Consider the following 26,451-nt stretch of genomic DNA (forward strand, 5'->3'; position numbering starts at 1 on the left):
ATGGGTTATAATGTTGCCTTAACAGGGACTACGGAGTTGGCAGAGGAATCTGTTTGCTTGTAGTCCCTTTTTAAGGGAGGAGAGTAAAGGCATAAATGAAAAAAGTATATAGGTTTTTTGCTATAGCTGTATCTGTAATATTTCCTTGCATGGGGATGTTATTACCCGGGAGAATGAAGTCTTTTGTTGCGTATTTGGTAGCAGGAGGGCTTTTTTTACTTATAAATATTGTTCCCCGCCCGGATGCGAAAAATCTGCGCACCGGGAAACTTAAGCAGTGTCTTAAGGGCGCTGAACTTTTGAGGTTTTATCTTGTTGCTTCTATCATCAATTTCGTGATATGGATTGCTTATCTTATTGTCCATATTCCGGGCATCACCCTGAGGTTTTGGGGACCTTGGCTTTTGTCTGCGCTGATCATAATTCTTTCCATGTCGGTGCTATATTTTAACGGAGTTATCAGACTTATCATAAATTCTACCCAGGTGGGAATTGTCAATAAGGCTGTTACTTACTTTCTTGCGTGGTTTTTGCCCTGCATTTTATTTATAGTGCCGAGGATGATAAAAACAGCTGAAAAAGAGGCATATTTTGAAAACTACCGTATGGGTCTTAACGAGCAGAGACATAGTGCGCAGATTTGCAAGACAAAGTACCCGCTGTTAATGGTACACGGCGTGTTCTTCAGAGATTTTAAGCCGGCTTTTCTTAACTACTGGGGAAGAATAACAGATGAACTAAGGCAGAACGGATCGACAGTTTATTTCGGGAATCAGCAATCTGCCGCTTCTGTAGAGAGATGCGGAGCTGAACTCGCCGAAAGAATAAAGCAGATAGTGGCTGAGACCGGCTGTCAGAAGGTTAATATTATCGCACATTCAAAGGGCGGTCTGGATTCACGTGCTGCCATCGCCAGATATGGAGTTGAAGATATGGTAGCAAGCCTTACAACAGTCAATACACCGCACAGAGGATGTGAATTTGCCGATTATCTGCTTGGCAAGATCGGTCAGGGTATCAAGGATAGAGTAGCAGCAACTTATAATGCGGCACTTTCAAAACTCGGAGATCCCAGCCCTGATTTTATTGAAGCTGTAACTGATCTTACGCATGAAGCATGTGAGAAGTTCAACAGTATAACTCCCGATTCTGACAAGGTCTTTTACCAGAGTATCGGATCGTACATGAGAACAGCCACAAACGGCAGATTTCCGCTCAACTTCTCATATCATCTTGTTAAGTATTTTGATGGCAGAAACGATGGTCTGGTAGGGGAAAAATCTTTTCAGTGGGGACCCAACTATACATTCCTGGAGCCCATGGGCAAAAGAGGTATTTCCCACGCTGATATGATCGACCTTAACCGCGAGAATTTCGATGGTTTTGATGTCAGAGAATTCTATGTACAGCTCGTGAGCTCATTAAAGCAGAAGGGGTATTGATCCGGTATAGGACTGTCTTTCTGACCGACAGAGCAACAGGAGAAGCCAGATACTCCAATGGAAAAGAGATAACGGTATAAGCCAAGATTATTGACATATGTCAGAATGAGTTGTATATTCAATCTGACATATGTCAATTTAGATTAATGGAGAATAATTATGCCAAGAGCTACAAAGTGCAGAAAAATCTGGAATTTCCCGGACCATTACAGCTTTATCCCTGAGGATGCGGATACGCTGGAGCTGGAGACCATCGTGCTTTCTCTTGATGAGTACGAGACCATAAGGCTTCTTGACCATGAGGGTCTTAATCAGGAGGCGTGTGCAGTTAGAATGGGTGTTGCCAGAACTACAGTGACAGCCATGTACGAAAGCGCCAGGAAGAAGATGATCAGCGCTATTGTTGAAGGAAAGAGACTTCGCATAGCAGGTGGCAACATCGAAATTGACAGAGAAAGAAACAAATTACAAGTAAGTATGAAGAAAAAAGGAGACAAGATGATGAGAGTAGCGGTAACATATGATAAAGGAAATGTTTTCGGACATTTTGGAAGAACAGAAGAGTTTAAGGTTTATGACATAGAAGATGGCAAGGTTGTTAATTCCCAGATTCTTGGAACAAACGGAGAGGGATGCGGAGCTCTTGCAGGTATTCTCAACATTGCCAAGGTTGACACACTTATCTGCGGCGGAATCGGCGGAGGAGCACAGCGTGCACTTCAGGAAGCCGGAATCAGGCTTTTTGCAGGCGTAAGCGGAAGCACAGACGCTGCAGTTGACGCTCTTATTGCAGGAACTCTGGAAGCCAGCAGCGAAGCTAACTGTGACCACCACGATCATGAGCACGGAGAGGGAGAGTCCTGCGGACACGGCGGATGCCATCATCACTAACTGATACGCCTTAATACAGGAGGCAGGAAAAGACATGGCAACAGGAAGCCAGACTAAGGAAAAGACATTCAGCAGGATTAAGGAACCACGGCAGTACAACGTGATCATGCTAAACGACGATTTCACTACCATGGAGTTTGTCGTTTCTGTTCTTGTGGATATTTTTCACAAGGATCCCGTAAGTGCTGAGGCCATCATGCTTGGCGTTCACAAAAACGGTCAGGCGGTTGTGGGGAGATACCCCTATGATATCGCCGTTACCAGAGTCAACAATGCTCTTTCAAGAGCCAAAAAAGAGGGATTCCCCTTTAGAATGACAGTGGAGGAGGCATAATATGGATCTTTCAAGAGAAGCTTCTGCAGTTTTCCAAAAAGCTGTTGCATTTGCAGGTGAGAATCACTATGAATTTGTGACTCCCGAAATAGTCCTTCTTATGATCCTTGACGACGCCACCTTCGCAGAGGCTTTCAAAGAATGCGGCGGAGATCTGGGAATCCTGGAGAATAATCTCAGGAAATATATTAAGGAATATGTTGATAAATCCGAGAATGGCCAGCCTGAGCTTTCTGTCGGAACCAACTTTGTCATAAGCTTTGCCGGGCAGAGTGCTTACAGCAGCGGTTGCGACCAGATCCATGTAAGGCACCTGGTCCATGCCATTTGGAACCTTGATAACAGCTACGCTGTCTATTACATGGAACAGCAGGATATCACTGAAGCCGATGTGCTCCAGGAGATGGCGATCATAGAGTCAGAAAACGAGGCAATTTCCGAAGATATCGACGGAAGCATCAAATCCAAGGAGGACAAGGGCGGGATAAGTCTCTTTGCCCCGTGTCTTAATGATACGTTAAAAGACGTCAACCCGCTTATCGGGCGTGAAAAAGAGCTTGAGCGCACGATACAGATCCTCTGCAGAAAAGATAAAAACAATCCTCTTCACATCGGAGAGACCGGCGTCGGTAAGACCGCGATAACCTACGGCCTTGTGGAGCGCCTCAAAGCCGGCGATGTTCCAGATGCTATTAAGGGCGCAAAGGTCTTTTCCCTGGACCTTGGTGGTATGCTGGCCGGAACCCAGTACAGGGGCGACTTTGAAAAGAGATTCAAGAAGGTCCTCTCAGAGATCGGAAAAGAGGAGAAGCCCATAATCTACATCGACGAGATCCATAATCTCTCCGGTGCTGGTGCGGTAGGAGAAGGCTCTTTTGACGCATCAAACATGCTAAAGCCCTATCTGACCGATGGCCATATCAGGTTCATCGGGGCTACGACCTTCGAGGAATACAAGAAGTATTTTGAAAAGAACAAGTCTCTGGTGAGAAGGTTCCAGAATGTTGAAATCAAGGAACCCACTGAGGAAGAGACTGTGGCCATCTTAAACGGCCTCAAATCCAAATATGAGAAGTATCACGGCGTAAAATATGCGAAAGGCATCATGGAATACGCCGTTAAGATGAGTGCCAAGTATATAAACGAGCGGTTTTTGCCGGATAAGGCCATTGACCTTATAGACGAAGCCGGCTCTTACAGGAAGCTCCATCCCCTTCAGCAAAAGACACAGACCGTGGGCAGGGACGTTATCAACGAGATCCTGACCGGTGTCTGCAGAGTGCCCATTGAAACAGTGGATACCGATGACGCTGCGGGACTTGAGACCCTTGAAGAGCGCATTAAGACTAAGATTTTCGGCCAGGACGAGGCTATAAGCCAGGTTGTTAATGCCGTGAAATTCTCAAAGGCAGGTCTTATCGAGGATGGCAAGCCTCTTGCGAGCCTTTTGTTTGTGGGACCTACGGGTGTCGGCAAGACTGAGATCGCAAGGACACTTTCGGATGAACTCGGAGTTAAGCTCATCCGTTTCGACATGAGTGAGTATGGCGAAAAACACGCAGTTGCCAAGCTTATCGGATCTCCTGCAGGATACGTGGGATACGAGGAAGGCGGAATTCTGACTGAAGCTATTCGCAAGAACCCTTCATGTGTACTGCTTCTTGATGAGATCGAGAAGGCCCATGCAGACATCTACAACGTGCTTTTGCAGGTGATGGACTACGCAACACTTACTGACAACCAGGGCAGAAAGGCCGATTTCAGGAATGTTATTATCATCATGACTTCCAACGCCGGCGCCAACAGGCTGGGAAAGAGCGGAATCGGATTTATCAGCACCAGCATGGACGAGAGCGTCCTCACCGAGGCGGTCAAGAACACCTTCCAGCCTGAGTTCAGAAACAGGCTCAATAAAGTTGTTGTCTTTAACAGCATGGATGATGACATGGCCACAAGAGTTGTTGATAAGAAGTTAAAAGAGCTCTCGGAGCAGCTTTCTGCCAAGAAGATTACTCTGTCTGCCGACAGGAAGGCAAAAGATCTTTTGAAAGAAAGGGGCGTCAGTCAGGAATTTGGCGCACGAGAGATCGACAGGATAATCAGAAACGACGTGAAGCCTTTGTTTGTGGATGAGATTCTGTTCGGTAAGCTCAAAAATGGCGGAAAGATCAAGCTTTCAGCTAAAAACAGAGAGTTTACCATTGAATCTTCAAAAGTCGCAAGAAAGTGATACATAATGCCTGTTTACAAACTTGATGACAAAGAAATATCTTTTCCCAGACCCGAACTTGCCCGGGATGACGGACTTCTGGCCATAGGCGGAGATCTGTCTGTGGAGAGGCTTGTGCTGGCATATTCTCACGGGATCTTCCCCTGGTATGCAGAGGGCGAGCCGATCCTGTGGTGGTGCCCGAAAGAGCGCTACATTATCAGGCCGGAGAACATCCACATTTCCCATTCCATGAAGAAATTCATGAGAAAGCACGAGGTAAAGGTTGAGCTGAATTGGGATTTCTCCCACACCATGCACAAATGCAGGGAAAAGAGAGTTCACACCAAGGAAGGCACATGGATAACAACTGATATGGAAAAAGCCTATGCAGAGCTTGCTTCTCATGGGCTTGCGCTGAGTGTTGAGGCCTATATCGACGGTGAACTTGCCGGCGGACTCTACGGAGTGAACCTCGGCAGGTGTTTCTTTGGCGAGAGCATGTACTCGGACATGGAGAATGGCTCCAAGATTGCGCTGATTGGACTTGCGCAGATTTTGAATGAGAACGGATATCTCCTGATAGATTGCCAGTTTCACACGGACCATCTTGAGAGTATGGGTGGAGAGAGCGTCAGTTACAGGGATTACATGGAACTGGTGAAAGAGGGAACTGGAACTAAATAACATACATATGCCGGAATCACTCCAGTTTTCTATATTCCTCCGGAGTCATTCCGGTTTCTTTTTTGAAAATTCGGAAAAAGTATTTTTCATTGTCATAGCCCACCTGCTTAGCAACCTGGTAGGGCTTTTTTGCTGTGGATTTGAGTATATACTTGGCTTTGGCGATTCGTACATCTGTCAGATAATTGCTGAAGGTCTCGCCGGTTCTTGTTTTGAACAGATGGCTGATATAGCTTGGGTTCATGTAAAAGAGCCCTGCGATGAAGTCCAGATTAAGCGGATTATAGTATTTTTTGTCTATATAGTCTTTAATCTTCTCTATCACATCCTCATTGTCTTCTTTTTTCTGGGAAGAAATGGCATTTGGGATATTGGTAAAAAAGATTGTCATGAATTTCTTAAGCTCAGCAAAAGAGAAGATAGTCTCCATAATAGAGTTGGAGTTGCCTGAACCATTCTGCTTTATAGGCATGACATTCCTTAATATATCTTTTCCCTCTCCTATAAGATAGGTGCAGTATTCCTTGGCATCTCCAAGGGTTACACCTTCCATGGCACGGATCTCCTCGAATAGGTTGTATAGAAGATTTAAGACAGGCGCAGTTTCTCCGTTTTCTACTCTGAAAAGGAACTCCTCCTCCATAGGCCAGTTCAGCCTCGATGTGGCGGGGCGGAAGGGACTGTAGAAATAGAAATTATTCTCTGTGTCAATAGTTATTGAATTAAGAGCTTCTCCGGCCTCGAGATATGCGCTTCTAAGGTCATTGAGTGAAGTGTGTGCAGAACTTATACCGATAGAAAGAGCTCCCTGCAATTCCTCAACATACTGAATAAAGGATGAGGCAATCTTGTTCATGAAGGGCTTGCCGTCTCCGGGAAGCTCTTGTGATATGCGACAGATCAGCGTGTTCAGGCAATTGTTGTTTGGCTGAGGTATCAGAATGCACATATCACTCATTTCGTTCTCAGTTATGAAATTATTTATAGTTGACTCTGGCAGTACCGATTCCGAAGTAATGAGCATGAGATAATAGGATTCGTTAGATCTTAGAAAATTCATGACCCGTAAAGAATAAAAGGCCTTTGCATCTACCTGATAACCCATGATTATAGAAGACATGGCATCAAGATCGTACTGAAGCTTGATATTCTCATGTTCCTCTGAGATTTTACTTATATAGTCAGTCTGAGCCTGCTCTTTTTCTATGGAGTCGATGGCCTCATTTACAGCACCGATAATTTCTTCTTTGGAAAAGGGCTTTAGGATGTACTTGCAGGCATTGGATTTGATGGCGCTCTGGGCATACTCGAAATCCTTATAACCGCTTATCACAATGATGGGGATGAGAGGCAGTCTTTTCCTGATCTCCATAAGGAACATGGTTCCGTCAAGCTCGGGCATGTTCATGTCGGTGATGATTATGTCGGGATGAGCTTTTTCAATAAGATCGAGACCTTCAAGGCCGTTTTCGGCTTCTCCGACACAGGTTATCTTATCCCCAAGAGAGGAGAGCTTTTTAATTGTGCCCTTTCTGGTAAGTGGTTCATCGTCAACTACTATATAGCTATACATTTTGTTTCCTTTCCTGTTTGCGAGGTACTGTTATCAGCGCAGTTGTGCCTTCGTTCTCTACACTGTCTACATCCAATCCGTACATGGTTCCGTAGTAGAGCTGGATACGTGAATTGATGTTCTTTATGCCGATGCTTTCATAAACTCTTTTTCCAAGTTCCTCAACAGCGGGCTTGGAATTAAGAAGGTTCTTCAGTTTCTCGAGCTGAGTTTCATTCATACCGACGCCGTCATCCGAGATACGAATGTATAGGTTTGATTCATCGGTATATGCTTCAATAAGTATCTTGCCCCTTATCTGACAGCGTTTAAAGCCATGGTTGATAGAATTCTCAATAACAGGCTGAAGGATGAGCTTTAGAACACGTTCGTTCAGCGTCTCTTCCGTAATCTGAATATCTACGGTAAAACGGTTGTCGTAGCGTATATTCTGTATGGATATGTAATTTCTTATGTGATTGATCTCATCTCTTAGCGGAACCAGTTCACTTTGAGTCTTGATGCTGTAGCGGAACATGTTGGCCAGAGCCATAGAGATGGTCTGGATAGGCTCAACTTCCTCAATTTCAGCGATACTGTTGATAGTCTCAAGAGTGTTAAAGAGGAAGTGCGCGTCAATCTGCGCTTCCAAAGCACGCATCTGAGCATCCATGGTGGCCAGTTTGTTCTGATAATCCTTACGGATATACTCATTAAGCGATTTAACAACTGCGTCGTATTCTCTGTACATCAGGCCTATCTCGTCATTGCGCTTGCTGTATCTGGGCATATTGGCAGGCTGCCTGAAGTGGGTGGCATGCATGTGATTGGTGAGCTTTCTGATTGGCTTGATAACGCCGTTTAAGAGCGGTATGTACACAAGCGCCAGAATAGCCATGATAAGCAGCGCTACAAGGTACATTTGCCGGGTTGCGCTGCTTACGCTGTCGGCGAAGTAATCATGATTCATGGCTACATTCATGGTAAAATTGCCATTGAGTATGTCTTTTGATATAAAGAGCGGATCGTCTTCAAAAAGCTCTTTTGCGATGGGAGTTTCAGTGTTGGCGTAGTAGATACTGTCCGGGTTATCCGCGTCAGTCAGAGAAATGTAGATATCTGAAGGCAGCATATTTACCGAACTGAGATCAAATATTTCAGGAGAGCAGTCTATAAGTACGGTCCCCAGATAGTCATTGGTATATATATTATGAAGTGCTTTTGCGAAAAAGACTGATTCTCCTGCGCCAAGGAAGAAGTCTTTTTTGGATAGATCACTTATATAAAGACGGCCGTGAAGGTCCAGTGTTTCTTTGTACCAGTCATCCTCAGCCGGTTTGTACTTATAGTCAAAATCAATTCCGTTGCTCCAACCAAGGGTCTGATTGTTGGCAAGTATAACGAAAATACCGTTGATGTTGGGATTGGAAATAAGGAGTGTCTGACAGATGTATTTGATGTTCTGTCTGCTGGTATAAAGATCATAGTAAGACATGTCATAGTTCATATCTTTGTATTTCTGCAGTTCATCGATGATACTTCCGGAAGTTGTGCCGTTTGCCTGAAAGAGGTATGTGGCATTGGTAATTGCGCCAACCATGTTTTCAACCTGAGCTGTGGCGGAGTACATTGTGTTTTCAAGCATCTGATTGGCTTTCTCGGTACTTACGAGGGTGTATCTGTACAAAAAGTACTGCATAGCGCCAAATAGCATAAGCAGAGAACATAGAAAATATATTAGAAAGAATCTCATCCGTAGTTTCATATTTATACTCCATAATTGCAGTGAACTCAAAATCCAAAATAAGTATACTATAGGTCTGCGAATATGTACACTATCAAAATGATAATATGAAACTACAAAAGAACGGAGGTGTGATATGAAAAAGAAAATGATTTCACTGTTACTTGCCTGCAGCATGCTGGGAACACTTATCACCGGCTGTGGCAGCGCTGAACCTGCAACTTCTGATGGCGGAGCAGCAACGCAGCAGACTACTGAAACTGCAAAGGCTGATACTCCGGATAATGCAAGTAGTGATGAGCAGATCACTCTGACAATGATGTTTTCGGGTGTCGCTACTGAGGGGGATTTTGAGACAGAAGTTCTTCCTAAACTGGTAAAAGAGAAGTTCCCTAATATTGACCTTGAAGTCACCAAACTTCCGGATGATCAGTATTATACAGCTCTTAAGACAAAGCTTGCATCAGGTGAGTGTCCGGACATTATTCTGGTTCAGCCCAAATATGCAGGATCCAATTCTGTAATTGAACTTGCAAAGGCCGGATATCTTCTGGATGTTTCAGATCTTGAGTTCCTTGATAAGGCCGGCGATGCTGCCAAGGAAGCATTCAGTTATGACGGCAAGGTATACGGCGTAGCACAGGGCGTTTCAATCCTCGGAACTTACTACAATAAGAAGATGTTTGAGGACAACAATCTGACAGTTCCCAAGACATGGGATGAGTTCCTCAACTGCTGTGAAGTTCTTAAAAATGCAGGCATTCAGCCAATCGTAATGGGAGATAAGGATGCCTATGTAATGCAGTTTGGTCTTTATCAGATCGCAGCAAATGAGATCTATCCTCAGAACGGAAACTATGATGACCAGCTCCGCACAGGTGAGACACACTTCACTGATGAGGGAACATGGGACAAGGTTCTTTCAATGTATGGTGAACTCTATGAAAAAGGCTACGTTATTGATTCTTCACTTGGACTTGGTGCAGCACAGAGTATCCAGATGTTTGTTGACGGAGAGGCTGCCATGACCTTTGATGGCTCATTCAATGCTTCAGCTCTTTGCGCAGCAGGCGCTGTTGACTTCGAGAGAGGATATTTCCCTCTTCCGGCAGTAAATGGTGATACATATGCTTCAATGGCTCCGGGCGGCGGACCAGCAGTATATTCAGGAACCAAGCATCCTGATGAAGTAAAAGCTATCCTCAACTACTGGTTTGACGGTGAGTCTCCTGTATACCAGGCATTTGCAAGCACAGGAAACGTCCTTATCACTTATGGATATGGCGCAGACCAGAACGACCCTATGTATGATGAGTTCATGAGTCTCTACAACCAGGGCAAAGCATGGTACTGGTGCAATCAGGCTTGGCCTGCTGGAACAGAGAACGAGATGGAAGCATTGTTCGGAAGCATGATCGGCGGACAGGGCACTACAGTTCCCGATATCACAAACGGAATGCAGAACAAGCTTGAGGAATTGCTCGATCAGTAATGAAATCTGATTAAAAATATTGAAAAGTGCCGTATATCTCCTTCTTACGGCACTTTTTTAAAAAGGAAAGAGGATAGTAATGAGAAAAAAATTACGTGGCGCATCTTTGGTCATGCCAGATCGTATGTACTTATTCGTTGTGCCGGCGCTTTTGTTGTTTCTGGTTTTCTGGGTTTATCCGGTTCTTCAGATGTTCTTTTACAGCGTTACAAACTTTAATGGAATTGATTATAACTATGATTTTGTTGGGATAAAGAACTTTAGGCGAATTCTTGAGGACGGCTCCCTCGTAAATGCCACTAAGAATACGCTGATATATACGGTAGTAAATGTATTGTGTACTAACGTGCTTGGACTTGTCCTGGCGCTTCTTCTCAATCTGAGCATTAAGGCGAAAGGTCTTTTCAGAACAATATGTTATATTCCGGCTCTGTTCAGTGCGATAGTAGTAGGCTTTATCTGGTCTTACGTATACATGCCGGGGTCAGGCATGATCTCGTCTGTTATGGACACTATAGGGCTTGACGGAAGCTCTTTTAACCTGATTGGAAATTTCAAATGGGCTCTGTACGGAATAATCATAGTTGATATATGGAAGAATGTCGGAACAACTATGATAATCTACCTTGCAGGCCTTCAGACAATAGATGAGAGCCTTGTTGAAGCAGGCAAGATAGACGGTGCTTCCGAGTGGGAGCTGATCAGGAAGATCAAGCTTCCTCTTATCTCGGCGACTATAACTATAAATGTAGTACTTAGCATTATTGGTGGTCTTAAGGCATTTGACTATGCGTTTATCATGACAAACGGAGGTCCGGGAAAATCCACACAGACCCTCATGTTTGTAATATTCCAGACAGCGTTCAACAATCAGATGATGGGTAAAGCAAGTGCATACAGCGTTGTTTCATTTGTACTCATTATTGCGATTACCATAGGAATGCTGATATTTATGAACAAACGGGAGGTGGAACTGTAATGAAGAATGGAAAATTAAAGGCAGGTACCATAGCCGCATATCTGTTTCTCATCATATATAGCGTGGTATCCATTTCGCCTCTTGTTATAGTTCTTTCAAGCTCTTTTAGAAAGCCTGAGAACATGACCTCTCCGTTGAAGCTCTTTATTGAATTTTCTATGGAGAGCTATCGCACTGCCTTTACCAAGATGGGCTTTATGACTGAGTTTGCTAACAGTCTGATCACTACTGCAGGCTCTGTAATTGTGATCGTTCTCATTGCAACTATGGCTTCGTACCCGATTGCACGAATCAAGAGAAAGAGCAGTCGTTTCCTGTATTATTTTTTTATTGCAGGACTTGTAATTCCGGCGCAGATGGTAATTGTGCCTGTGGCTCAGGTTTTTGGCAGGCTTAATATTCCGAATTCAAGATTTACTCCGATGATCATGTTTATTACATGTTCATTGCCGTTTTCGACATTTCTTTTTACGGGATTTATGAAAGGTGTTCCGGTTGAAATTGAAGAAGTGGCGTATATGGAGGGTGCTAGTCTGTGGACCAGATATTTCAAAGTGGTATTTCCGCTGCTTAAACCTGCTACCGTTTCTTGTGTCATTACGCAGGGACTTTGGATCTGGAACGATTATTTCTTCCCTATGGTCTTTGTATCCAAGAGGGCACACTATTCACTTCCTGTGGGCATGATACAGTTCCTTGGGGATAAAGAGAATCCGGCACAGTGGAATGTGCTGTTTGCGTCCTGTGTTTTGTGTGCATTACCGCTAATAGTAGTATTCATGCTGCTTCAGAAGCAGTTCGTAAACGGAATTGCTGCCGGAGCTGTAAAGGGATGATGAAAAGAGGTCTTGGATGGATCGAGAAATTTGGAAAAAACCGGAATTGGTAAAGAGCCTGGATGAAGCCCAGTGTCCGCTGTGGTTTTGGAATGACAAGCTGGAGAACGAGGAACTTGTAAGACAGCTGCGTCTAATGAGCGAGGTGGGCGTTAAAAGCTGTAATCCTCATGCCAGAACGAACGGGGGAGAGGGCTTTATCGGCGGATATTTGGACGATGAGTGGTTTGACCACATAAAGACTGTGGTGGACTATAAAAAAGCTGCCGGTGAACCCATGTGGCTGTACGACGAAATAGACTGGCCGGCAGGAACCTGCGGAAGAAGCCTCACAAAGAATGAGGATTTCAGGGAGCATTACCTTGTTTTTGAGACCCATGAGATTCCGGCAGGATCGGTATTTAAAGCGCAAAGGATGTTTGCGCTGGCTCTTTATATAGTGGATAAAGAGAGTGGGAGCCTGATCGACCTTGCGCCGTATGAAGAGAATTATATGTTTGGCCCGGAGCTATGCTTTAAATCCGGTCGTGATGCAGTCTGTCATATAGTGCGCGAGCAGATTCGCAGCTATGACAACGGCGGAGATGAGGAGATAAGTTATATTAATAGGGAGGCTACAGAGGCTTTTTTGGAGTCGACCTATGAGCTGTATGCTGAGCGCTATGGAGACTGTTTCGGCGATACAATAACAACTGTTTTCAATGATGAAACCCGCATGAGTCATGCGTTTGTGTGGGATAAGAGAATTCCAGAGCTGTTTAAAGAGACTTACGGGTATGACATTATGGAGTGCCTGTATTTGCTTCCGCTTGAGGGTGAGAGAGCAGGGAGACTCAGGATAGATTATTACAATCTGATCGCAGAAATGTATGGAAAGAACTATTTTGCTGTGATCAGGAATTGGTGTAATGAGCATGATCTTAAATTATTTGCACATCTTCTTGGTGAAGAGTCAATCTATGGGCATGCAAGGTACAGTGGGGACTATCTGAGGCAATATCGCTACATGGATGTTGCCGGCGCTGATCATCTTGGAAAGGGTATTGGGAGTCTGAATATCAAGTTTGCAGCAAGTGCTGCGCACTCCTATGGAAAAGAGCGCACGGCTGTGGAGGTTTTTGCCGGATGTGGCTGGGATATGACCTATGAGGAGTATATCAGGATGATAACCTGGATGTTCCAAATGGGTATGCAGACCATAATAAACCATGGATTCTTTTACTCAGACAGAGGTGAGCGAAAGAACGACTGGCCACCATCCCAGTTCTTCCAGTGGAAAGGGTTTGACAGGATGGCGGAAGCTAATCGCATGACCAGAAGGCTTCACTATGCTTTGACTGATGGCTATAATGACGCGCATATTCTTATTTTCCATCCGCTGGACAGTTTTTTACTGGACTATCAGCCGGATAATCTTTTTACACATGCGTTTATATCAGGGCCTGTGCTTCGAAGTGAAAGAGCACGTAGGATTGATCAGGGCGAACAGATCCTTATGAATACTCTTCTGTGTGAAAATCTGGATTTTGAGGTGCTTCACAGGGATGCATGCGAGAACTTTGCTGCTGAGAAGGGGACGATTGAGAATAGGCATACGGGTCAGAGATTTAGCGTTCTGATACTACCATATTGCAAGGTTCTTCCGCTTTCGGCTGCGCGTATTGTTAGGGACTTTGCTATCGGCGGCGGACATGTTATCTGCGTTGAGGAGATTCCGGAGATGGGTGTCAGTGCTGCAGAAGATACCGGAGTGCAGGAGATTTTTAGTGAAATCCGTGACAGGTGTACTGTGATACCGGGAGATGAGATCGGAAAGATTGCCGATATAATCGGAGATGCGATAGTACGGGATGTTGAGATAATCAACGGAACGAAAAGAACGATCAATAATCATATGTCCTATGGGGATTATCTGATAGACCCCTATGTACATACCGGGGAAGATATAACCGGAGTTATGTTTAACACCTACGTTGCAGATGATGAGCGCAGGACGCTTTTTATGAATTATGGAAAAGTGACGGAGGAGATCCGGGTGCGGGTAAGAAGCCTTACAAAGCCCGTGATTTGCGATACGCTGAGCGGTGAAGTGCGAGAGATTTCGGACTTTACTGTGGATGGAGATGAATGGTTCTTTGATCTGACGCTCCCTCACACGCATGGAATTGTTGTAGTTGCAGATAAATGAATATGTTAAAAGAAAAAGTGCCTCTCGCTGATCTGAATCAGCGGAGGCGCTTCTTTAGTTTTCTGTATTTAGTTTTTAACTCGTACCGGGATCAGCTTGAGATCTCCAACGCCGAAGAACAGGGAATTTCTGATCATCCCTATTCTGTAGAGGTTAAGTACGTAGAACATGGCAACCATGATCCTGGCTGTGCCAAAGTTCAGGATAAGCTCCTCCACTGTGGGCGGATATCCGCGCCTTCTGGTATAATTTCCTACGAATTCAGCAATTGCTGCTTCCAGTCTTTGCATTTTTAGTAATCCCCTTTGTGTTTTTTACTCACAAAAGATATTGTACCTTCAAGATTTGAAATAAATGTGGAGTACATATTAAAAAAGTATAAAATGTATAATAGGTATGAGGTGACAAATTATGAGAATACTGTTTTTTAGACACGGAGACCCCGATTATGTTATTGATGGCCTGACAGACAAGGGCAAGGTCGAGGCAGAGCTACTTTCCGCGCAGATTAAGAGCTTTGGAATTGATGAGGCGTATGTTTCGCCTCTTGGCAGAGCCAGGGCTACAGCTGATTATTCGTTAAAAGAGCTGGGGATGGAAGCAAAGGTCCTGGACTGGCTTCAGGAATTTCCGGCACATTTCGATGCAAACATTGCAGATCCCGAGACGAGAAATGCTTATAAGAATGAGCTGAAAACAGGCGAGGATGGCCTGTTTGAGAAGCGTATCGTCTGGGATATGATGCCGTCATATTATGCCGGGCATCCGGAGCTTTTTGATGTTAATGGTTGGCGGGAGAGTGAGATTGCCCGGACTTCAGATATTGTCCCTGTCTATGATCATATAATTGAGTGCTTTGATGAATTCCTTAAAGAACAGGGCTATGAGAGGGACGGAAACATCTATAAAGTTAATGAAGGAAATGAGAAAGTCTTAGGATTTTTCTGCCATTTTGGAATAACATGTGTTTTATTATCAAGACTGTGGAATGTGTCGCCCTTTGTTACACTGCAGTTTCTTGCAATGGCGCCGACATCACTTACGGAGATCGTAACTGAGGAGAGGGAGAAGGGAATTGCGATTTTCAGGACTCTTAGGATCGGTGATATTACCCATCTGACTATGGGCAAAGAAGAACCCTCTTTTTCCGCAAGGTTCTGCGAGAGGTTTGAAAACGAAGATGAGAGGCACTGAGTCATTGGGGACGTTTCAGTTTGACTCAAAATGAGACAAACTGAAACGTCCCCGGTGACTCAAAAAAAAGAGGAAATGATGATGAATAGGAAGATTCTTTTTGTTAATGCATGTGTACGTAAAGATTCAAGGACTATGAAGCTGGCTCACAAGCTGCTTGATAAGATCGGGCAGCCATATGATGAAGTAAAGCTTGAAGAAATCTCTTTTCCGGTAGTAGATGAGGCATTTCTCAAGATGAGAGATGCCATTATAGCCGCCGAAGACTTCGCAAACCCTGTCTGTGACCTTGCTAAGCAGTTTGCGGAAGCTGAAACCATTGTTATAGCTGCACCTTATTGGGACTTGTCTTTTCCTGCATCGCTCAAGCAGTACTTTGAGCAGATAAATGTCCTGGGTGTGACCTTTAAGTACAATGAAAAGGGCATTCCTGTGGGACTTTGCAAGGCGGAAAAGGTCTTTTACGTGACAACCGCCGGAGGCGATTTCGCGCCTGATGAATATGGATTCGGATATGTTAAGGCCCTGGCTCAGAACTACTATGGAATTCAGGATGTCCGGAAGATTGAGGCTGTTGGGCTTGATATCTACGGTGCTGATGTGGACGGAATCATGAGGGCTGCCGAGGAAGAAATTCTGCGCATGACTTTTTTGAAAATCGAAAAAAGTTTGTGAAACATGACTATTACGTGTGGCAATTAAAATCGATAAAATCTTTAACTGAAGTTTAGAAATGAATATTTGGCTATCTGAAAAAAGAAATGCAGACGGCCGGGTTGTAACTGTACGCGTGTGAAAGTGAAGACCTTCGCATGCGTATTTTTTTATGGAGGTTTTTATGAATCAGAACACAAACAGATATCTTGCAGAAGAGAAGATTGGCAAGCTTCTTTTGAAGTTTTCTATTCCTTGTATTATGTCTCTACTGGTATCCGCACTCTATAACATCGTGGATCAGATATTTATCGGAAGAGGAATCGGTTACCTTGGAAATGGCGCTACCAACGTTGTTTTCCCAATAACTGTCATCTCTTTGGCTGTAGCTCTTATGATTGGCGATGGCTGTGCTGCGTTTTTGAGCCTTTGCCAGGGTAAAAAGGACCTTAAGAGTGCTAATAAGAGCGTTGGAAATGCGCTGACTCTTCTTGTTGTTATCGGAATTGTGATGACAGCTCTTTTTGCAATATTCAAATCACAGATTCTGCTTGCGTTTGGCGCAACCGAGAATAACTTTGCTTATGCCAGTGAGTACTTTAACTTCATTATTATGGGTATCCCATTTTTTGTTGTTGGAAATGGACTAAATTCAATTATCAGGGCTGACGGAAGCCCTAAATTTGCGATGATCACAACACTTCTTGGATGTATCATCAACGTTATCCTTGATCCCATTGCTATCTTTGCTCTTGGTTGGGGCATGAGAGGCGCTGCTCTTGCGACTATTACAGGTCAGATCGTTACTGCAATTTGCGGACTTGTATATCTTACAAGAGCTAAGTCCGTTAAGCTTGGGCTTAGAAGCTTTGTGCCGTCTCTTGATATCATTGGCAAGTTCCTGCCTCTTGGAATCAGCAGCTTCCTTACTCAGATCTCAATCGTGGTCATCATGGGCGTTATGAACAATATTCTTGTAAAATACGGAGCAATGAGTAAGTATGGCGCTGACATTCCGCTTACGGTTGTTGGAATTGTTATGAAGGTGTTCCAGATTGTAGTTTCTGTATGCATCGGCATTGCAGCAGGTTCGCAGCCTGTAATCGGCTATAACTATGGCGCCGGAGAGTATAAGAGGGTTCGAGAGCTCTTTTTAACTATAATAAAAGCTGAGGCAATTGTCGGACTTGTGGCACTTATCCTCTTTGAGGCATTTCCGCTCCAGATCACAGCAATCTTCGGAAGCGAAGACGGCCTCTACAACGAGTTTGCGGTGCTTTCATTCAGGCTTTTCCTGTCGATGATCGTGCTTACATGCATTCAGAAGTCAGTCAGTGTCTTCCTTCAAGCGCTGGGCAAACCCGTTATGTCCATGGGGCTTTCACTTCTCAGGGAGTTTGTGTTGAGTGTTCCGCTGGCAATCGTTCTTCCTATGTTCTTCGGAGTTGAAGGCGCGCTTTACTCCGCACCAATCGCAGATATCGGCTCCATGATTGCAGTTGTCATCATGTCCGCAATTATGCTCAGGGAGTTAAAAGAGAAAGAGGAGAGTTCTCTGCAGTTTGTAAAAGCCAAGGAAGCAGCCTGAATATATGCCACGTTTAAGAGCGTAAGTGCTATAATACAATCTTGAATAAACAGCAGAAAAGGGAGATTGTTATGGAACTTAGGCCACATCATGGGATGTGTTTTCAGTTTTATGAAGGAAAGGGTTATAGCGAGGATTTCACGGACCATATGGGCCGGGTGATTACGCAATTGAGAAAAGACCCTTCGCAGAAAATCAGGCTAATCGTAGCAACAGACGTTGTCTGCGCAAATTGCCCTAATAATGAAGGTGGAATCTGCAACAGCCTTGAGAAAGTAAAAAGGTATGACGAGGAAGTACTGAAGGCATGCGATCTGGTAGAGGGAGATGAAATTTCTTTTGCCAAATTTACGCAGCTGGTTAGGTCAGAGATTATAGAGAAGGGCCTTAGGAGCAGTATATGCGGCGATTGCAGCTGGGACTATATCTGCAGACCGAAGGAGAAGGAGCTGTGAGTCAAAGTGAAACGTCCCCGTTGACTCATTTTATAAGAGCCTTCTTTTGGGCGTGAGATAACTGTTTTAAGTGCCACTCACGGCTCATGGCTTCTTCTTTGGAATCAAATTCTTCATAGTAAACCAATACAACCGGGAGCCGGGGCTTTGTGTATTTAGCGCCTTTACCCCGGTTGTGTGTTTCTATTCTCTTTTCCAGATCATTGGTGTATCCGCAGTAGTAGGTGCCATCTGCGCATTCCACGATATATGCATAGTGTTTCATAGTCTGATTATATCACTGCTTTTTTGTATTAACCTTCCAAAAATGGAAATTAGAATTATAAAACATGCCAAAATGAGCGTATATACATTCGGAATTATGCTATAGAATATACTTGTAACAAAGCAACCGGTGTTAGGAAGGGGGATGCCCATGAACAATTTTTGGAAGGGATTTTTGGTTGCGCTGCTTGTAGTTTATGTTATCTCGCCGATGGATCTTTTACCCGGTCCTGTTGATGACATTCTTGCAATTGTATTTGCCCTGGCTGCTACTAAGAACAGGCATGCTATAGAGAAAAGAGATAACGATAAGATTGAAGTAATTGATGTTGATGGAACCGAACTTTAGGAGGTAGGTGTGATGGAAAAGAAATTGTACAGAAGCAATGACAGAAGAATCTTTGGTGTATGTGGCGGTGTTGCTGAATACTTCGGATGGGATCCGACTTTAATAAGAGTTCTCTGGGCAATATTTGCGGTATCCGGCGGAATTGGACTTCCGCTTTATATTATCCTGACATTCATAATGGATAATCGTCCTGATTATGTAAGCAGATACGACCAGAAGCAGGAATAATGCACTGATCAGGTGTTTTTTCTGAATTCTGTAGGCGTCATATCATAGTTCTTTTTAAATACTTTTACGAAGTAATTATTGTCGGAGTAACCGACGTAGCTGCTGATCTCCTGGATTGGAAGATTTGTCTTCTTCAGGAGGTTGGCAGCTTTTTTGCAGCGCAAAAGAGCTATGTACTCCGTCATGGTAACTCCTGTTTCCTTTTTGAATACCTTGGCCAGGTGAGATATGGACATATTGGCATTGGCTGAGAGATCTTCGTTTGATATATGGTCCCCGAGATGCAGATTGATGTACTCAAGGACTCTCTGCATGGAAGGAGAATATTTGTCCAGGGACAACTTGTGATTGTGAACTGCCTTTGTCAGCTCAATGATCATATCGGTCTGATAGCGAACCTGAAGATCGGCGTTGTTTGTGGCTGATGAAAGCTGAGTGTATTTTTGGGTAATCTCATCTATTGTAATGACCGAAAGACCTGATTCTTCCGCAGCTTTTCTGGAAAGAGCTTTAAGTATAGCCAGACCATAGCCTGAGGCATAGTAGTTGAGGCTCTCTTTCGAAAATACGGAAAGGACCTCAGGGCTGGACATTTTTTCAAATGCAGACAGTATGTTTTTTGTATCCCCGTTTCTTATCATTGAAAGAAACTGTTTTTCCTGGTCGTATCGCCTGTAAATTTCACTGTAATTCTTCTCGGACAATTCTGTCTTATCATCTTCTTCAGATACATCCTGAATAAATCCCGATAGTCTTCTGTATGAATACTCACTTTCCATAGGGGAAAAAGAGATTATGCATTTATTTACAACACTGGTGATCTGCTCAGTATACACAATGGGAAATGCTGTGTAATACAGCTTAAACGCCAATGATTTGGATGAGGATTCATCGTTTTTTGCAAGTACGGTTTCTGTCTTAAGCTCTGAATATTTCTCTTTTACATAAGGTCCGATTATATAAATCCTGTTATTAAACGTAAAAAAGGACAAGCAGATACCGAGCTGGTCTATGAGCTCATAGATCATGCTTTCTTTGGATGAGGTCAGAAGATAGTAAAGAGCATCGTTTGTAAACATGGGCTGCATCTTGATGCTGAAGCAATACTTCTTTTCGAAGACCTCAAGGGAGTTACTCATGTCTGTTGCATCCGTGACATCTGCGGAGAGAAGGTTTTTTAAAAGAGCTGAAAAAAGAGTGTGGTCCATATTTATTCCTCAAAACAATAAAATAATACTAATTGGGATAAAATAATTCTAACATATTGCAAAACTAAATGATACTATGACCATAACAGGAAAGCTTTCAAAGATTATCATGCAACTGAAAGGGGTTAATAATGGGTAAGGACAAATCTCTGATAAGAGAAGAAAATGGGGTAACTTATAAAAGAGCTAAAACCTGGCATATTGCGCTTGCAATGATGACAGGTGCCGGGCAGATGGCATTTTATCTGCTGATGAATGGTGCAACATATATTGGAAATTCCAACTTTGGAATACTTGTTGCAGTTACAGGACTTATTATCACAGGATCAAGGCTTTTGGATGGAATTACAGACCCGGTAATAGCTTTTTTCCTGGAGAGATTTAATTCCAGATTTGGAAAAGTAAGATTTTCGATCATGTTTGGATGGCTTCTAATGGCCATTGCTACGACGCTGATGTGTAATATAGGGGCAAAGCTTTCGCTTACAGGCGCAGCAGGAATAACATTCTTTGTTCTTTGCTATGTGATCTATATCATTGGTTATACATTCGTAAGTATAGCCGGCCAGATCAACATGAACATTCTGACCAACGATCCTAAGCAGCGTCCTACAATCGGTGTCTGGAGTACAGCGTATTCATATCTGGTGCCAATGATCATGAGCGTTGTGGCATCGGCTGTGATTCTCCCAAGATTTAATAGCATTCAGGGAACAGAATACTTCGCAACTTACAATGTAGTTGTAATACTTGTATCACTCTTTTTCTACATTCTGGCATGCATAGGAATTGCTCCATATGACATCCCCGAGAATTTCGAAGGAATTAAAAAGGATGGCGAGAAAGATGAAAAGCCAAGTTTTAAGGACATGCTGGCGCTGATCAAAGAGAATAAAGAGCTTCAGAGATTCATCATGGCTGCAACATCCGATAAGCTGGCACAGACAATAGGCTCTGCAGCGGTAGTATCCACAATGCTTAATGGAATTATGCTTGGATCCATGGCTATTTCATCAATTCTTTCTGCAGTGGCAATGCTTCCGTCCATTATTTTCGCGATCATTGGTGCGAAGATTGCCGGTAAACAGGGTAGCAGAAAGGTCATGATCGACTGGACCAAGAACTGTATAGGACTGAATATCGCATTTGCAGTATATCTTTTGTTTACACCTACAACGCTTGTGGGAACAGTATTCGGTGGCAACTTATCAACCGGAGCAGTTCTCATGGCAATCACTTATGTACTCTTTACATTTGGAAATAACGCAATGAAGATGGTTGTTTCTGTATCAACAAGCGCGTTCAGAATGGATGTTGTTGACTATGAGATGGATCGCTCAGGAAAATACATGCCTGCGACAGTATCCGCTACTTACAGCTTCATTGACAAAATAGTTTCATCCTTTGGTGCAACTATCGCAACACTCATGATCGGACTTATAGGATATACAACTACAGCGCCTCAGCAGGGTGATCCGCTTACCTTTGGCGTCAGAGTTATGACCGTAATACTTCTTATCGGATTCCCTATTGTTGGATGGATCTGCACACTTCTGGCAATGAAGAATTCCGAGCTCACATACGAGAAGATGGAAGAGATCCAGAAGAGTATCGGCGAGAAGAAAAAGGCTGCAATGGGTCAGTAAAAATCTGGAGAGGTGAAACATGCGAACAACAATTCTTTGGAATGATAACTGGATATTTGAAAAAGAGGGAAAGAGCGAGAGTATAACTCTTCCGCATACCTGGAATGCTATTGATGGACAGACAGGTCCCGAGCAGTATTACAGAGGAACCTGCTTTTATAAAAAGACATTTGAAAGACCGGTAATGGAAGAAGGACAGCGGGCGTTTGTGGAATTTCGAGGCGCTAACTCCTCTGCAAAAGTTGTTTTAAACGGCCGTGAGGTTGCGAGCCATGATGGCGGATATTCCTGCTTTAGGACGGACATTACAGAGGCACTTTCAGATTTAAATGAGATGGTAGTTTCTGTTTCCAACGAGCCCAATACAAGCGTGTATCCACAGAAAGCGGATTTCACTTTCTATGGTGGCATTTACAGAGATGTTTATCTTGTGGTTGTGGATGAAAAGCACTTTGACATGGACTATTATGGTGGAAAAGGACTGTATGTCACACCAAGACTAAACGGAAATGATGCTGAAATTGAAATAAAGGCATACACGAGCGGCGGAGAGCGCGTAAGAATATCAATAGATGGTGTAACAGAGCAGGAGTTTGAGGTGGTTCCGGCAGAGGATGCATCCTGTGGATATGTTGCCTGCGGTAAGATCACGATAAAAGAGCCACATTTATGGAACGGTCTCAAGGATCCGTTCTTGTACAACATAACAGCAACTCTTTTGGATGGAACAAAAGAGTGTGACAGAATCTATGACAGGTTTGGAGTAAGGCAGTTTCATGTTGATCCTCATAAAGGATTTTTCCTCAATGGAGAAAGCTATCCGCTTCGAGGCGTTTCACGACATCAGGACAGGGCAGGAGTTGGCAATGTACTGACAAAAGAAATGCACAAGGAGGACATTGATCTCATCCTCTCCATGGGCGCCAATTCCATAAGGCTTGCACACTATCAGCACGATCAGTACTTCTATGATCTTTGCGATGAAAAGGGCATAGTGGTATGGGCTGAGATTCCATATATTACCGTACATATGGACAGTGGAAGAGAGAACACCATATCCCAGATGAAAGAGCTGATAAGCCAGAATTACAATCATGCATCAATAATGTGCTGGGCACTTTCAAATGAAATATCTCTGCAAGGCGTAACTGAAGACCTTTTGGAGAATCACAGGATATTAAACGATATTGTCCACGAGATGGATCCTATCAGATATTCTGCCATGGCAAATCTGTTCCTTCTTGAGACAGACTCGCCTCTTGTAACACTGCCTGATATTCGCGGCTACAACCTCTACTATGGCTGGTATGTAGGCGAGATGGAGGACAATGACAAGTGGTTTGACGATTTCCATAATCAGCATCCCGATGTGGCAATAGGACTTACGGAGTATGGCGCAGATTCAGTAATTACGCTTCAGTCTCCAATACCTGAAAAAGGCGATTATACAGAGAGTTATCAGGCTGTTTATCACGAGCATATGCTTGAAATGTTCAGCACCCGTCCATATATCTGGGGAACATATCTTTGGAATATGTTTGAATTTGCTGCAGCAGGACGAGATGAGGCAGGAGATCCGGGAAAAAACCACAAGGGTGTCATCACCTTTGACAGAAAGCAGAAGAAAGACGCCTATTACATTTATAAAGCATGGTGGTCAGATGAGCCTTTCATCCATCTTTGCGGAAAAAGATATCACGACCGCATCGAGGATAACACTGAGATTAAGGTATATTCAAACCAAAAGTCCGTAACTCTCTTTGTTGACGGCGTAGAAGTAGGAAACGCAAGCGGAGAACATATCTTTAAGTTTAGTGTTCCCATAAGCGGAGTTCATACCATAAAGGCTGTGAGCGGAGAACTTTCGGATGAGATGGAGATAACAAAGGTTTCCGAGCCCAATCCGACATATTTTGCACCGGATAAAAAGGTCAGAAACTGGTTTGACAAGAAAGATGAGCCTGAGGAAAAAGAGGGATATCTCTCCCTTTCAAGTACAATGGCAGAGATTCAGGCCATACCTGAAGGAAAAGCAATTCTCGACAGGATGATGGCAGCAATGACATCAAGAACAGCAGGCGGAATGGGAGAAGGCGTAGAGATTTCAGAAGCAATGCAGCAGATGATCGCCCGCCAGCCCCTTAAGAAGCTCCTGCAACAGGGCGGAATGGATATAGAATCTGACGAGATTAAGGCACTTTCAAATGCTCTTATGAATATCAAAAAGCGCTAAAACAGAGGTGTTAAATGGAAACGGCTAAGATTTTTGAAAAAGCAAAGTGGATATCACCTGAAACCGTGACAGAACCTGATAAGAGAAAGGGAGCAGGATATTTAAGGACCACATTCTCTTATAAAGAGGGGAAAGTTAGCATATATGCTACGGCCCATGGCTTGTATGAAATACTGATAAATGGCCGTAAAATCACGGATGCACGACTGACACCGGGATGCGATGAGTATGATAAAAGACTTCAGTATCAGGAGTATGAGATCACTGAAGTGCTAAAGCCCGGTGAAAACGAGATCTTTATAACGCTTGGTGATGGCTGGTACAGAGGATGTAACGGAATTGACGGCGTGAGAAACCTCTACGGCGAGGATATTTCATTTCTGTGCGCAGTGATAGGCGATGGAGACATGGAGAATCCGATACTTGTCACGGATTGCAGCTGGGATGCCTGTGAAAACGGGCCCATTAAGCTTACGGACCTTGAGCTGGGAGAGACCTATGATGCCGGTGCGGGCTTTGGCGAGTGGCATAAAGCCGGGGAGATGTCTTTTGACAAAAGAAATCTGACAGCCCAGAAGGCACCATTTATCACTGAGCATGAGGTGTTTGAAGGAAGGCTCATCACTACTCCGAGCGGAGAGAGCGTATTTGATTTCGGACAGAACCTTGCAGGTTATACGTCTTTTGTTGTAGAAAACGCCAGGGGCGGTGAGAAGATCTGCCTCGTCCACGGTGAAACCCTGGATGAAAACGGAAACTTCACGATCAGTAATTTCCAGCCCGGAGACAGGAACAAATCCGGCGGAATAAAACAGGAAATAAACTATATCTGCAAGCCGGGCAGGAATGAGTTTAAGCCTCATTTTTCGATGTTTGGATTCAGATACGCAAAGATAACGGGTGATATTTCACCGTCTGACATCGAAATTAAGAGCATTGCTGTGTATTCGGACATGAAGGAAACAGCAGGCTTTGAATGTGGCGTGGATGAAGTAAACAAGCTCTTTAAAAACAGCGTATGGTCCATGAAGTCAAACTTCTGCGACATACCTACTGATTGTCCCACAAGGGAGAGAGCAGGCTGGACAGGCGATGCGGCGGTCTTTGTGAGGACCGGTGCGTACCTTATGGACTGCAGGGGCGTTTACGAGAAATGGCTTGCAAACGTGAGGATAGGGCAGCACACTGATGGCAAGATGGCGTATATCTGTCCCAAGAACTCAAATCCCGGCAAGATAGCAGAGATGTTCTCCGCTTCTGTTGGCTGGGGCGATGCGGCAGTTCTTGTGCCCTGGAATCTGTACAGAATATATGGCGATGAGCAGATACTTAGAGACAACTATGAAATGATGAAGAAGTGGGTGGATTTCCTCGGAAGAAGGGCAGGAAAGAGCAAGCTCAAGAACCGCTTTGGAAAGAACCCTTACAGAAAATACATCATCGACACCGGAATGGACTACGGTGAGTGGTGCGAGCCCGGAACTGATGTTATGAAGACCATGATGGCTGCATTCAAGGATGGCCAGCCTGAAGTGGCAACAGCTTACTATGCATATTCATCGGGGATTCTTGCCAAAATATCAGAGCTCCTTGGAAATGGCGCCGATGCGGATAAGTACAAAGAGATCTCGGAAAAGGCGACTGAGGCATACAGATATCTGGTTCTGAAAGACGGGCATATAAGATCTGACAGGCAGTGCGAGTACGTAAGGCCTCTTGCGTTTTGTCTTTTACCTGAAAAAGAGGCAGTGGAAGCTGCTAAGGACTTAAATGAGCTGGTAGTGAAAAATGACTATCATCTTAATACGGGCTTTCTTTCAACGCCTTTCCTGTGTAGCGTGCTTGCAGATTACAGTTATGTGGATACTGCATACAGACTGCTTTTGCAGAAAAGCTATCCTTCGTGGCTCTATGCGGTGGAGAAAGGTGCTACCACTATCTGGGAGACCTGGGATGGCGTCAGAGAAGACGGCACTGTGCATGATTCACTGAATCACTACTCCTATGGAGCTGTTTCCGGATGGCTTTTGTCCGGTGTCTTGGGAATCAGATACGATTTTGACAAAGTCCTGATAAAGCCTCTGCCGGATGAGAGATTTAAGTATGCAAAGGGCTACTATGATTCACCGAAAGGTCGAATAGTTTCTGAATGGAAGTATATTAAGGAGACGGATTCTTTTGCCTACCGTTTTGAAATTCCTGAAGGAATGGAAGCAGAGCTGGAGCTCCCCGGCGGGGAAAAGAGAATTCTGACAAGCGGAAGTTATGAGATTTAAAT

The 26,451-nt window shown here is 44.0% G+C and carries 23 protein-coding genes; 18 read left to right on the forward strand and 5 right to left on the reverse strand.

From position 1 onward, the window contains the following. The first annotated feature begins 95 nt into the window (after nt 1-95). The 5 genes from G590_RS0112835 to aat all read left to right on the forward strand — a co-directional run bounded on the left by G590_RS0112835 (nt 96) and on the right by aat (nt 5,563). Nucleotides 96-1,442 carry an esterase/lipase family protein gene (locus tag G590_RS0112835; protein WP_022766072.1) on the forward strand — a complete coding sequence of 449 codons (1,347 nt, stop codon included), beginning with the start codon at nt 96-98 and terminating at the stop codon, nt 1,440-1,442. A 159-nt stretch (nt 1,443-1,601) separates the two neighbouring features. Further along, nucleotides 1,602-2,333: a DUF134 domain-containing protein gene (locus tag G590_RS0112840; protein WP_022766073.1), complete on the forward strand. Its 732-nt coding sequence runs from the start codon at nt 1,602-1,604 to the stop codon at nt 2,331-2,333. Between the two features lie 34 nt (nt 2,334-2,367). After that, nucleotides 2,368-2,667, forward strand: coding sequence for an ATP-dependent Clp protease adaptor ClpS (locus tag G590_RS0112845; protein WP_022766074.1), 300 nt, complete (start codon nt 2,368-2,370; stop codon nt 2,665-2,667). 1 nt (nt 2,668) lies between these two features. Beyond that, nucleotides 2,669-4,897 (forward strand): AAA family ATPase, encoded by a 2,229-nt coding sequence (locus G590_RS0112850; RefSeq protein WP_022766075.1) that lies wholly within the window; start codon nt 2,669-2,671, stop codon nt 4,895-4,897. A gap of 6 nt (nt 4,898-4,903) precedes the next feature. Then, the gene (aat, locus tag G590_RS0112855; protein ID WP_022766076.1) at nt 4,904-5,563 is read left to right on the forward strand and encodes a leucyl/phenylalanyl-tRNA--protein transferase; all 660 of its coding nucleotides are present in this window, start codon (nt 4,904-4,906) and stop codon (nt 5,561-5,563) included. Nucleotides 5,564-5,579: 16 nt separating this feature from the next. Here the strand turns inward: aat and G590_RS0112860 are convergent, their stop codons facing one another. After that, nucleotides 5,580-7,136: a response regulator gene (locus tag G590_RS0112860; RefSeq protein ID WP_022766077.1), complete on the reverse strand. Its 1,557-nt coding sequence runs from the start codon at nt 7,134-7,136 to the stop codon at nt 5,580-5,582. Next, entirely contained in the window at nt 7,129-8,880 is a 1,752-nt protein-coding gene (locus G590_RS20770; protein ID WP_196802499.1) for a cache domain-containing sensor histidine kinase, read from the reverse strand. Before G590_RS20770 ends, G590_RS0112860 begins: the two co-directional genes overlap by 8 nt. Nucleotides 8,881-8,995: 115 nt before the next feature. Here G590_RS20770 and G590_RS0112870 point away from each other — a divergent pair, with 115 nt between their 5' ends. The 4 genes from G590_RS0112870 to G590_RS19515 all read left to right on the forward strand — a co-directional run bounded on the left by G590_RS0112870 (nt 8,996) and on the right by G590_RS19515 (nt 14,354). Next, nucleotides 8,996-10,351, forward strand: coding sequence for an ABC transporter substrate-binding protein (locus G590_RS0112870; RefSeq protein ID WP_022766079.1), 1,356 nt, complete (start codon nt 8,996-8,998; stop codon nt 10,349-10,351). Between the two features lie 79 nt (nt 10,352-10,430). Then, on the forward strand, nt 10,431-11,330 hold the full coding sequence (locus G590_RS0112875) for a carbohydrate ABC transporter permease (RefSeq protein WP_022766080.1): 900 nt from the start codon (nt 10,431-10,433) through the stop codon (nt 11,328-11,330). Further along, the gene (locus tag G590_RS0112880; RefSeq protein WP_022766081.1) at nt 11,330-12,166 is read left to right on the forward strand and encodes a carbohydrate ABC transporter permease; all 837 of its coding nucleotides are present in this window, start codon (nt 11,330-11,332) and stop codon (nt 12,164-12,166) included. The genes G590_RS0112875 and G590_RS0112880 overlap by 1 nt, the downstream gene beginning before the upstream one ends. Nucleotides 12,167-12,182: 16 nt before the next feature. Then, the gene (locus tag G590_RS19515) at nt 12,183-14,354 is read left to right on the forward strand and encodes a glycosyl hydrolase (RefSeq protein ID WP_022766082.1); all 2,172 of its coding nucleotides are present in this window, start codon (nt 12,183-12,185) and stop codon (nt 14,352-14,354) included. 68 nt (nt 14,355-14,422) lie between these two features. Here the strand turns inward: G590_RS19515 and G590_RS0112890 are convergent, their stop codons facing one another. After that, a complete protein-coding gene (locus G590_RS0112890; RefSeq protein WP_022766083.1) occupies nt 14,423-14,644 on the reverse strand; it encodes a hypothetical protein in 222 nt (73 codons plus the stop codon). A gap of 121 nt (nt 14,645-14,765) precedes the next feature. Here G590_RS0112890 and G590_RS0112895 point away from each other — a divergent pair, with 121 nt between their 5' ends. From G590_RS0112895 to G590_RS0112910, 4 genes are all read left to right on the forward strand, one after another. Next, nucleotides 14,766-15,548: a histidine phosphatase family protein gene (locus G590_RS0112895; RefSeq protein ID WP_022766084.1), complete on the forward strand. Its 783-nt coding sequence runs from the start codon at nt 14,766-14,768 to the stop codon at nt 15,546-15,548. An 81-nt stretch (nt 15,549-15,629) separates the two neighbouring features. Continuing rightward, entirely contained in the window at nt 15,630-16,223 is a 594-nt protein-coding gene (locus G590_RS19520; RefSeq protein WP_242829782.1) for an NAD(P)H-dependent oxidoreductase, read from the forward strand. A gap of 163 nt (nt 16,224-16,386) precedes the next feature. After that, nucleotides 16,387-17,790, forward strand: coding sequence for an MATE family efflux transporter (locus G590_RS0112905; protein ID WP_022766086.1), 1,404 nt, complete (start codon nt 16,387-16,389; stop codon nt 17,788-17,790). A 95-nt stretch (nt 17,791-17,885) separates the two neighbouring features. Continuing rightward, on the forward strand, nt 17,886-18,245 hold the full coding sequence (locus G590_RS0112910) for a DUF1284 domain-containing protein (protein WP_022766087.1): 360 nt from the start codon (nt 17,886-17,888) through the stop codon (nt 18,243-18,245). Between the two features lie 25 nt (nt 18,246-18,270). Here the strand turns inward: G590_RS0112910 and G590_RS0112915 are convergent, their stop codons facing one another. Beyond that, on the reverse strand, nt 18,271-18,510 hold the full coding sequence (locus G590_RS0112915) for a GIY-YIG nuclease family protein (protein ID WP_022766088.1): 240 nt from the start codon (nt 18,508-18,510) through the stop codon (nt 18,271-18,273). Nucleotides 18,511-18,660: 150 nt separating this feature from the next. On the opposite strand from G590_RS0112915, the gene G590_RS0112920 reads away from it, so the two are divergent. Next, on the forward strand, nt 18,661-18,858 hold the full coding sequence (locus G590_RS0112920) for a hypothetical protein (protein ID WP_022766089.1): 198 nt from the start codon (nt 18,661-18,663) through the stop codon (nt 18,856-18,858). 12 nt (nt 18,859-18,870) lie between these two features. Further along, nucleotides 18,871-19,086 (forward strand): PspC domain-containing protein, encoded by a 216-nt coding sequence (locus G590_RS0112925; RefSeq protein WP_022766090.1) that lies wholly within the window; start codon nt 18,871-18,873, stop codon nt 19,084-19,086. A gap of 8 nt (nt 19,087-19,094) precedes the next feature. Here G590_RS0112925 and G590_RS0112930 read toward each other — a convergent pair whose 3' ends face one another. Then, a complete protein-coding gene (locus G590_RS0112930) occupies nt 19,095-20,294 on the reverse strand; it encodes an AraC family transcriptional regulator (RefSeq protein WP_022766091.1) in 1,200 nt (399 codons plus the stop codon). 131 nt (nt 20,295-20,425) lie between these two features. Here G590_RS0112930 and G590_RS0112935 point away from each other — a divergent pair, with 131 nt between their 5' ends. The 3 genes from G590_RS0112935 to G590_RS0112945 are packed head-to-tail and all read left to right on the forward strand — an operon-like array spanning nt 20,426 to nt 26,449. Beyond that, nucleotides 20,426-21,940 carry an MFS transporter gene (locus G590_RS0112935; protein ID WP_022766092.1) on the forward strand — a complete coding sequence of 505 codons (1,515 nt, stop codon included), beginning with the start codon at nt 20,426-20,428 and terminating at the stop codon, nt 21,938-21,940. A 19-nt stretch (nt 21,941-21,959) separates the two neighbouring features. Beyond that, complete coding sequence (locus G590_RS0112940) at nt 21,960-24,173, forward strand: glycoside hydrolase family 2 protein (RefSeq protein ID WP_022766093.1); 2,214 nt, start codon at nt 21,960-21,962, stop codon at nt 24,171-24,173. Nucleotides 24,174-24,187: 14 nt separating this feature from the next. Continuing rightward, nucleotides 24,188-26,449 (forward strand): alpha-L-rhamnosidase, encoded by a 2,262-nt coding sequence (locus tag G590_RS0112945; protein ID WP_026494137.1) that lies wholly within the window; start codon nt 24,188-24,190, stop codon nt 26,447-26,449. Nucleotides 26,450-26,451 lie beyond the last annotated feature (2 nt).

The sequence above is a fragment of the Butyrivibrio sp. XPD2006 genome, assembly GCF_000420865.1.
Taxonomy (GTDB): Bacteria; Bacillota; Clostridia; order Lachnospirales; family Lachnospiraceae; genus Butyrivibrio.

Excerpts from the sequence above, each read along its gene's own strand:
- G590_RS0112870 (WP_022766079.1), top strand. The coding sequence starts at position 8,996 with ATGAAAAAGAAAATGATTTCACTGTTACTTGCCTGCAGCATGCTGGGA.
- aat (WP_022766076.1), top strand. The coding sequence starts at position 4,904 with ATGCCTGTTTACAAACTTGATGACAAAGAAATATCTTTTCCCAGACCC.
- G590_RS0112890 (WP_022766083.1), bottom strand. The coding sequence starts at position 14,644 with ATGCAAAGACTGGAAGCAGCAATTGCTGAATTCGTAGGAAATTATACC.
- G590_RS0112910 (WP_022766087.1), top strand. The coding sequence starts at position 17,886 with ATGTGTTTTCAGTTTTATGAAGGAAAGGGTTATAGCGAGGATTTCACG.
- G590_RS0112940 (WP_022766093.1), top strand. The coding sequence starts at position 21,960 with ATGCGAACAACAATTCTTTGGAATGATAACTGGATATTTGAAAAAGAG.
- G590_RS19515 (WP_022766082.1), top strand. The coding sequence starts at position 12,183 with ATGGATCGAGAAATTTGGAAAAAACCGGAATTGGTAAAGAGCCTGGAT.
- G590_RS0112935 (WP_022766092.1), top strand. The coding sequence starts at position 20,426 with ATGGGTAAGGACAAATCTCTGATAAGAGAAGAAAATGGGGTAACTTAT.
- G590_RS0112835 (WP_022766072.1), top strand. The coding sequence starts at position 96 with ATGAAAAAAGTATATAGGTTTTTTGCTATAGCTGTATCTGTAATATTT.
- G590_RS0112840 (WP_022766073.1), top strand. The coding sequence starts at position 1,602 with ATGCCAAGAGCTACAAAGTGCAGAAAAATCTGGAATTTCCCGGACCAT.
- G590_RS0112895 (WP_022766084.1), top strand. The coding sequence starts at position 14,766 with ATGAGAATACTGTTTTTTAGACACGGAGACCCCGATTATGTTATTGAT.
- G590_RS0112880 (WP_022766081.1), top strand. The coding sequence starts at position 11,330 with ATGAAGAATGGAAAATTAAAGGCAGGTACCATAGCCGCATATCTGTTT.
- G590_RS0112860 (WP_022766077.1), bottom strand. The coding sequence starts at position 7,136 with ATGTATAGCTATATAGTAGTTGACGATGAACCACTTACCAGAAAGGGC.
- G590_RS0112920 (WP_022766089.1), top strand. The coding sequence starts at position 18,661 with ATGAACAATTTTTGGAAGGGATTTTTGGTTGCGCTGCTTGTAGTTTAT.
- G590_RS0112915 (WP_022766088.1), bottom strand. The coding sequence starts at position 18,510 with ATGAAACACTATGCATATATCGTGGAATGCGCAGATGGCACCTACTAC.
- G590_RS0112930 (WP_022766091.1), bottom strand. The coding sequence starts at position 20,294 with ATGGACCACACTCTTTTTTCAGCTCTTTTAAAAAACCTTCTCTCCGCA.
- G590_RS0112850 (WP_022766075.1), top strand. The coding sequence starts at position 2,669 with ATGGATCTTTCAAGAGAAGCTTCTGCAGTTTTCCAAAAAGCTGTTGCA.
- G590_RS0112925 (WP_022766090.1), top strand. The coding sequence starts at position 18,871 with ATGGAAAAGAAATTGTACAGAAGCAATGACAGAAGAATCTTTGGTGTA.
- G590_RS0112845 (WP_022766074.1), top strand. The coding sequence starts at position 2,368 with ATGGCAACAGGAAGCCAGACTAAGGAAAAGACATTCAGCAGGATTAAG.
- G590_RS0112945 (WP_026494137.1), top strand. The coding sequence starts at position 24,188 with ATGGAAACGGCTAAGATTTTTGAAAAAGCAAAGTGGATATCACCTGAA.
- G590_RS0112875 (WP_022766080.1), top strand. The coding sequence starts at position 10,431 with ATGAGAAAAAAATTACGTGGCGCATCTTTGGTCATGCCAGATCGTATG.
- G590_RS0112905 (WP_022766086.1), top strand. The coding sequence starts at position 16,387 with ATGAATCAGAACACAAACAGATATCTTGCAGAAGAGAAGATTGGCAAG.
- G590_RS20770 (WP_196802499.1), bottom strand. The coding sequence starts at position 8,880 with ATGAAACTACGGATGAGATTCTTTCTAATATATTTTCTATGTTCTCTG.
- G590_RS19520 (WP_242829782.1), top strand. The coding sequence starts at position 15,630 with ATGAATAGGAAGATTCTTTTTGTTAATGCATGTGTACGTAAAGATTCA.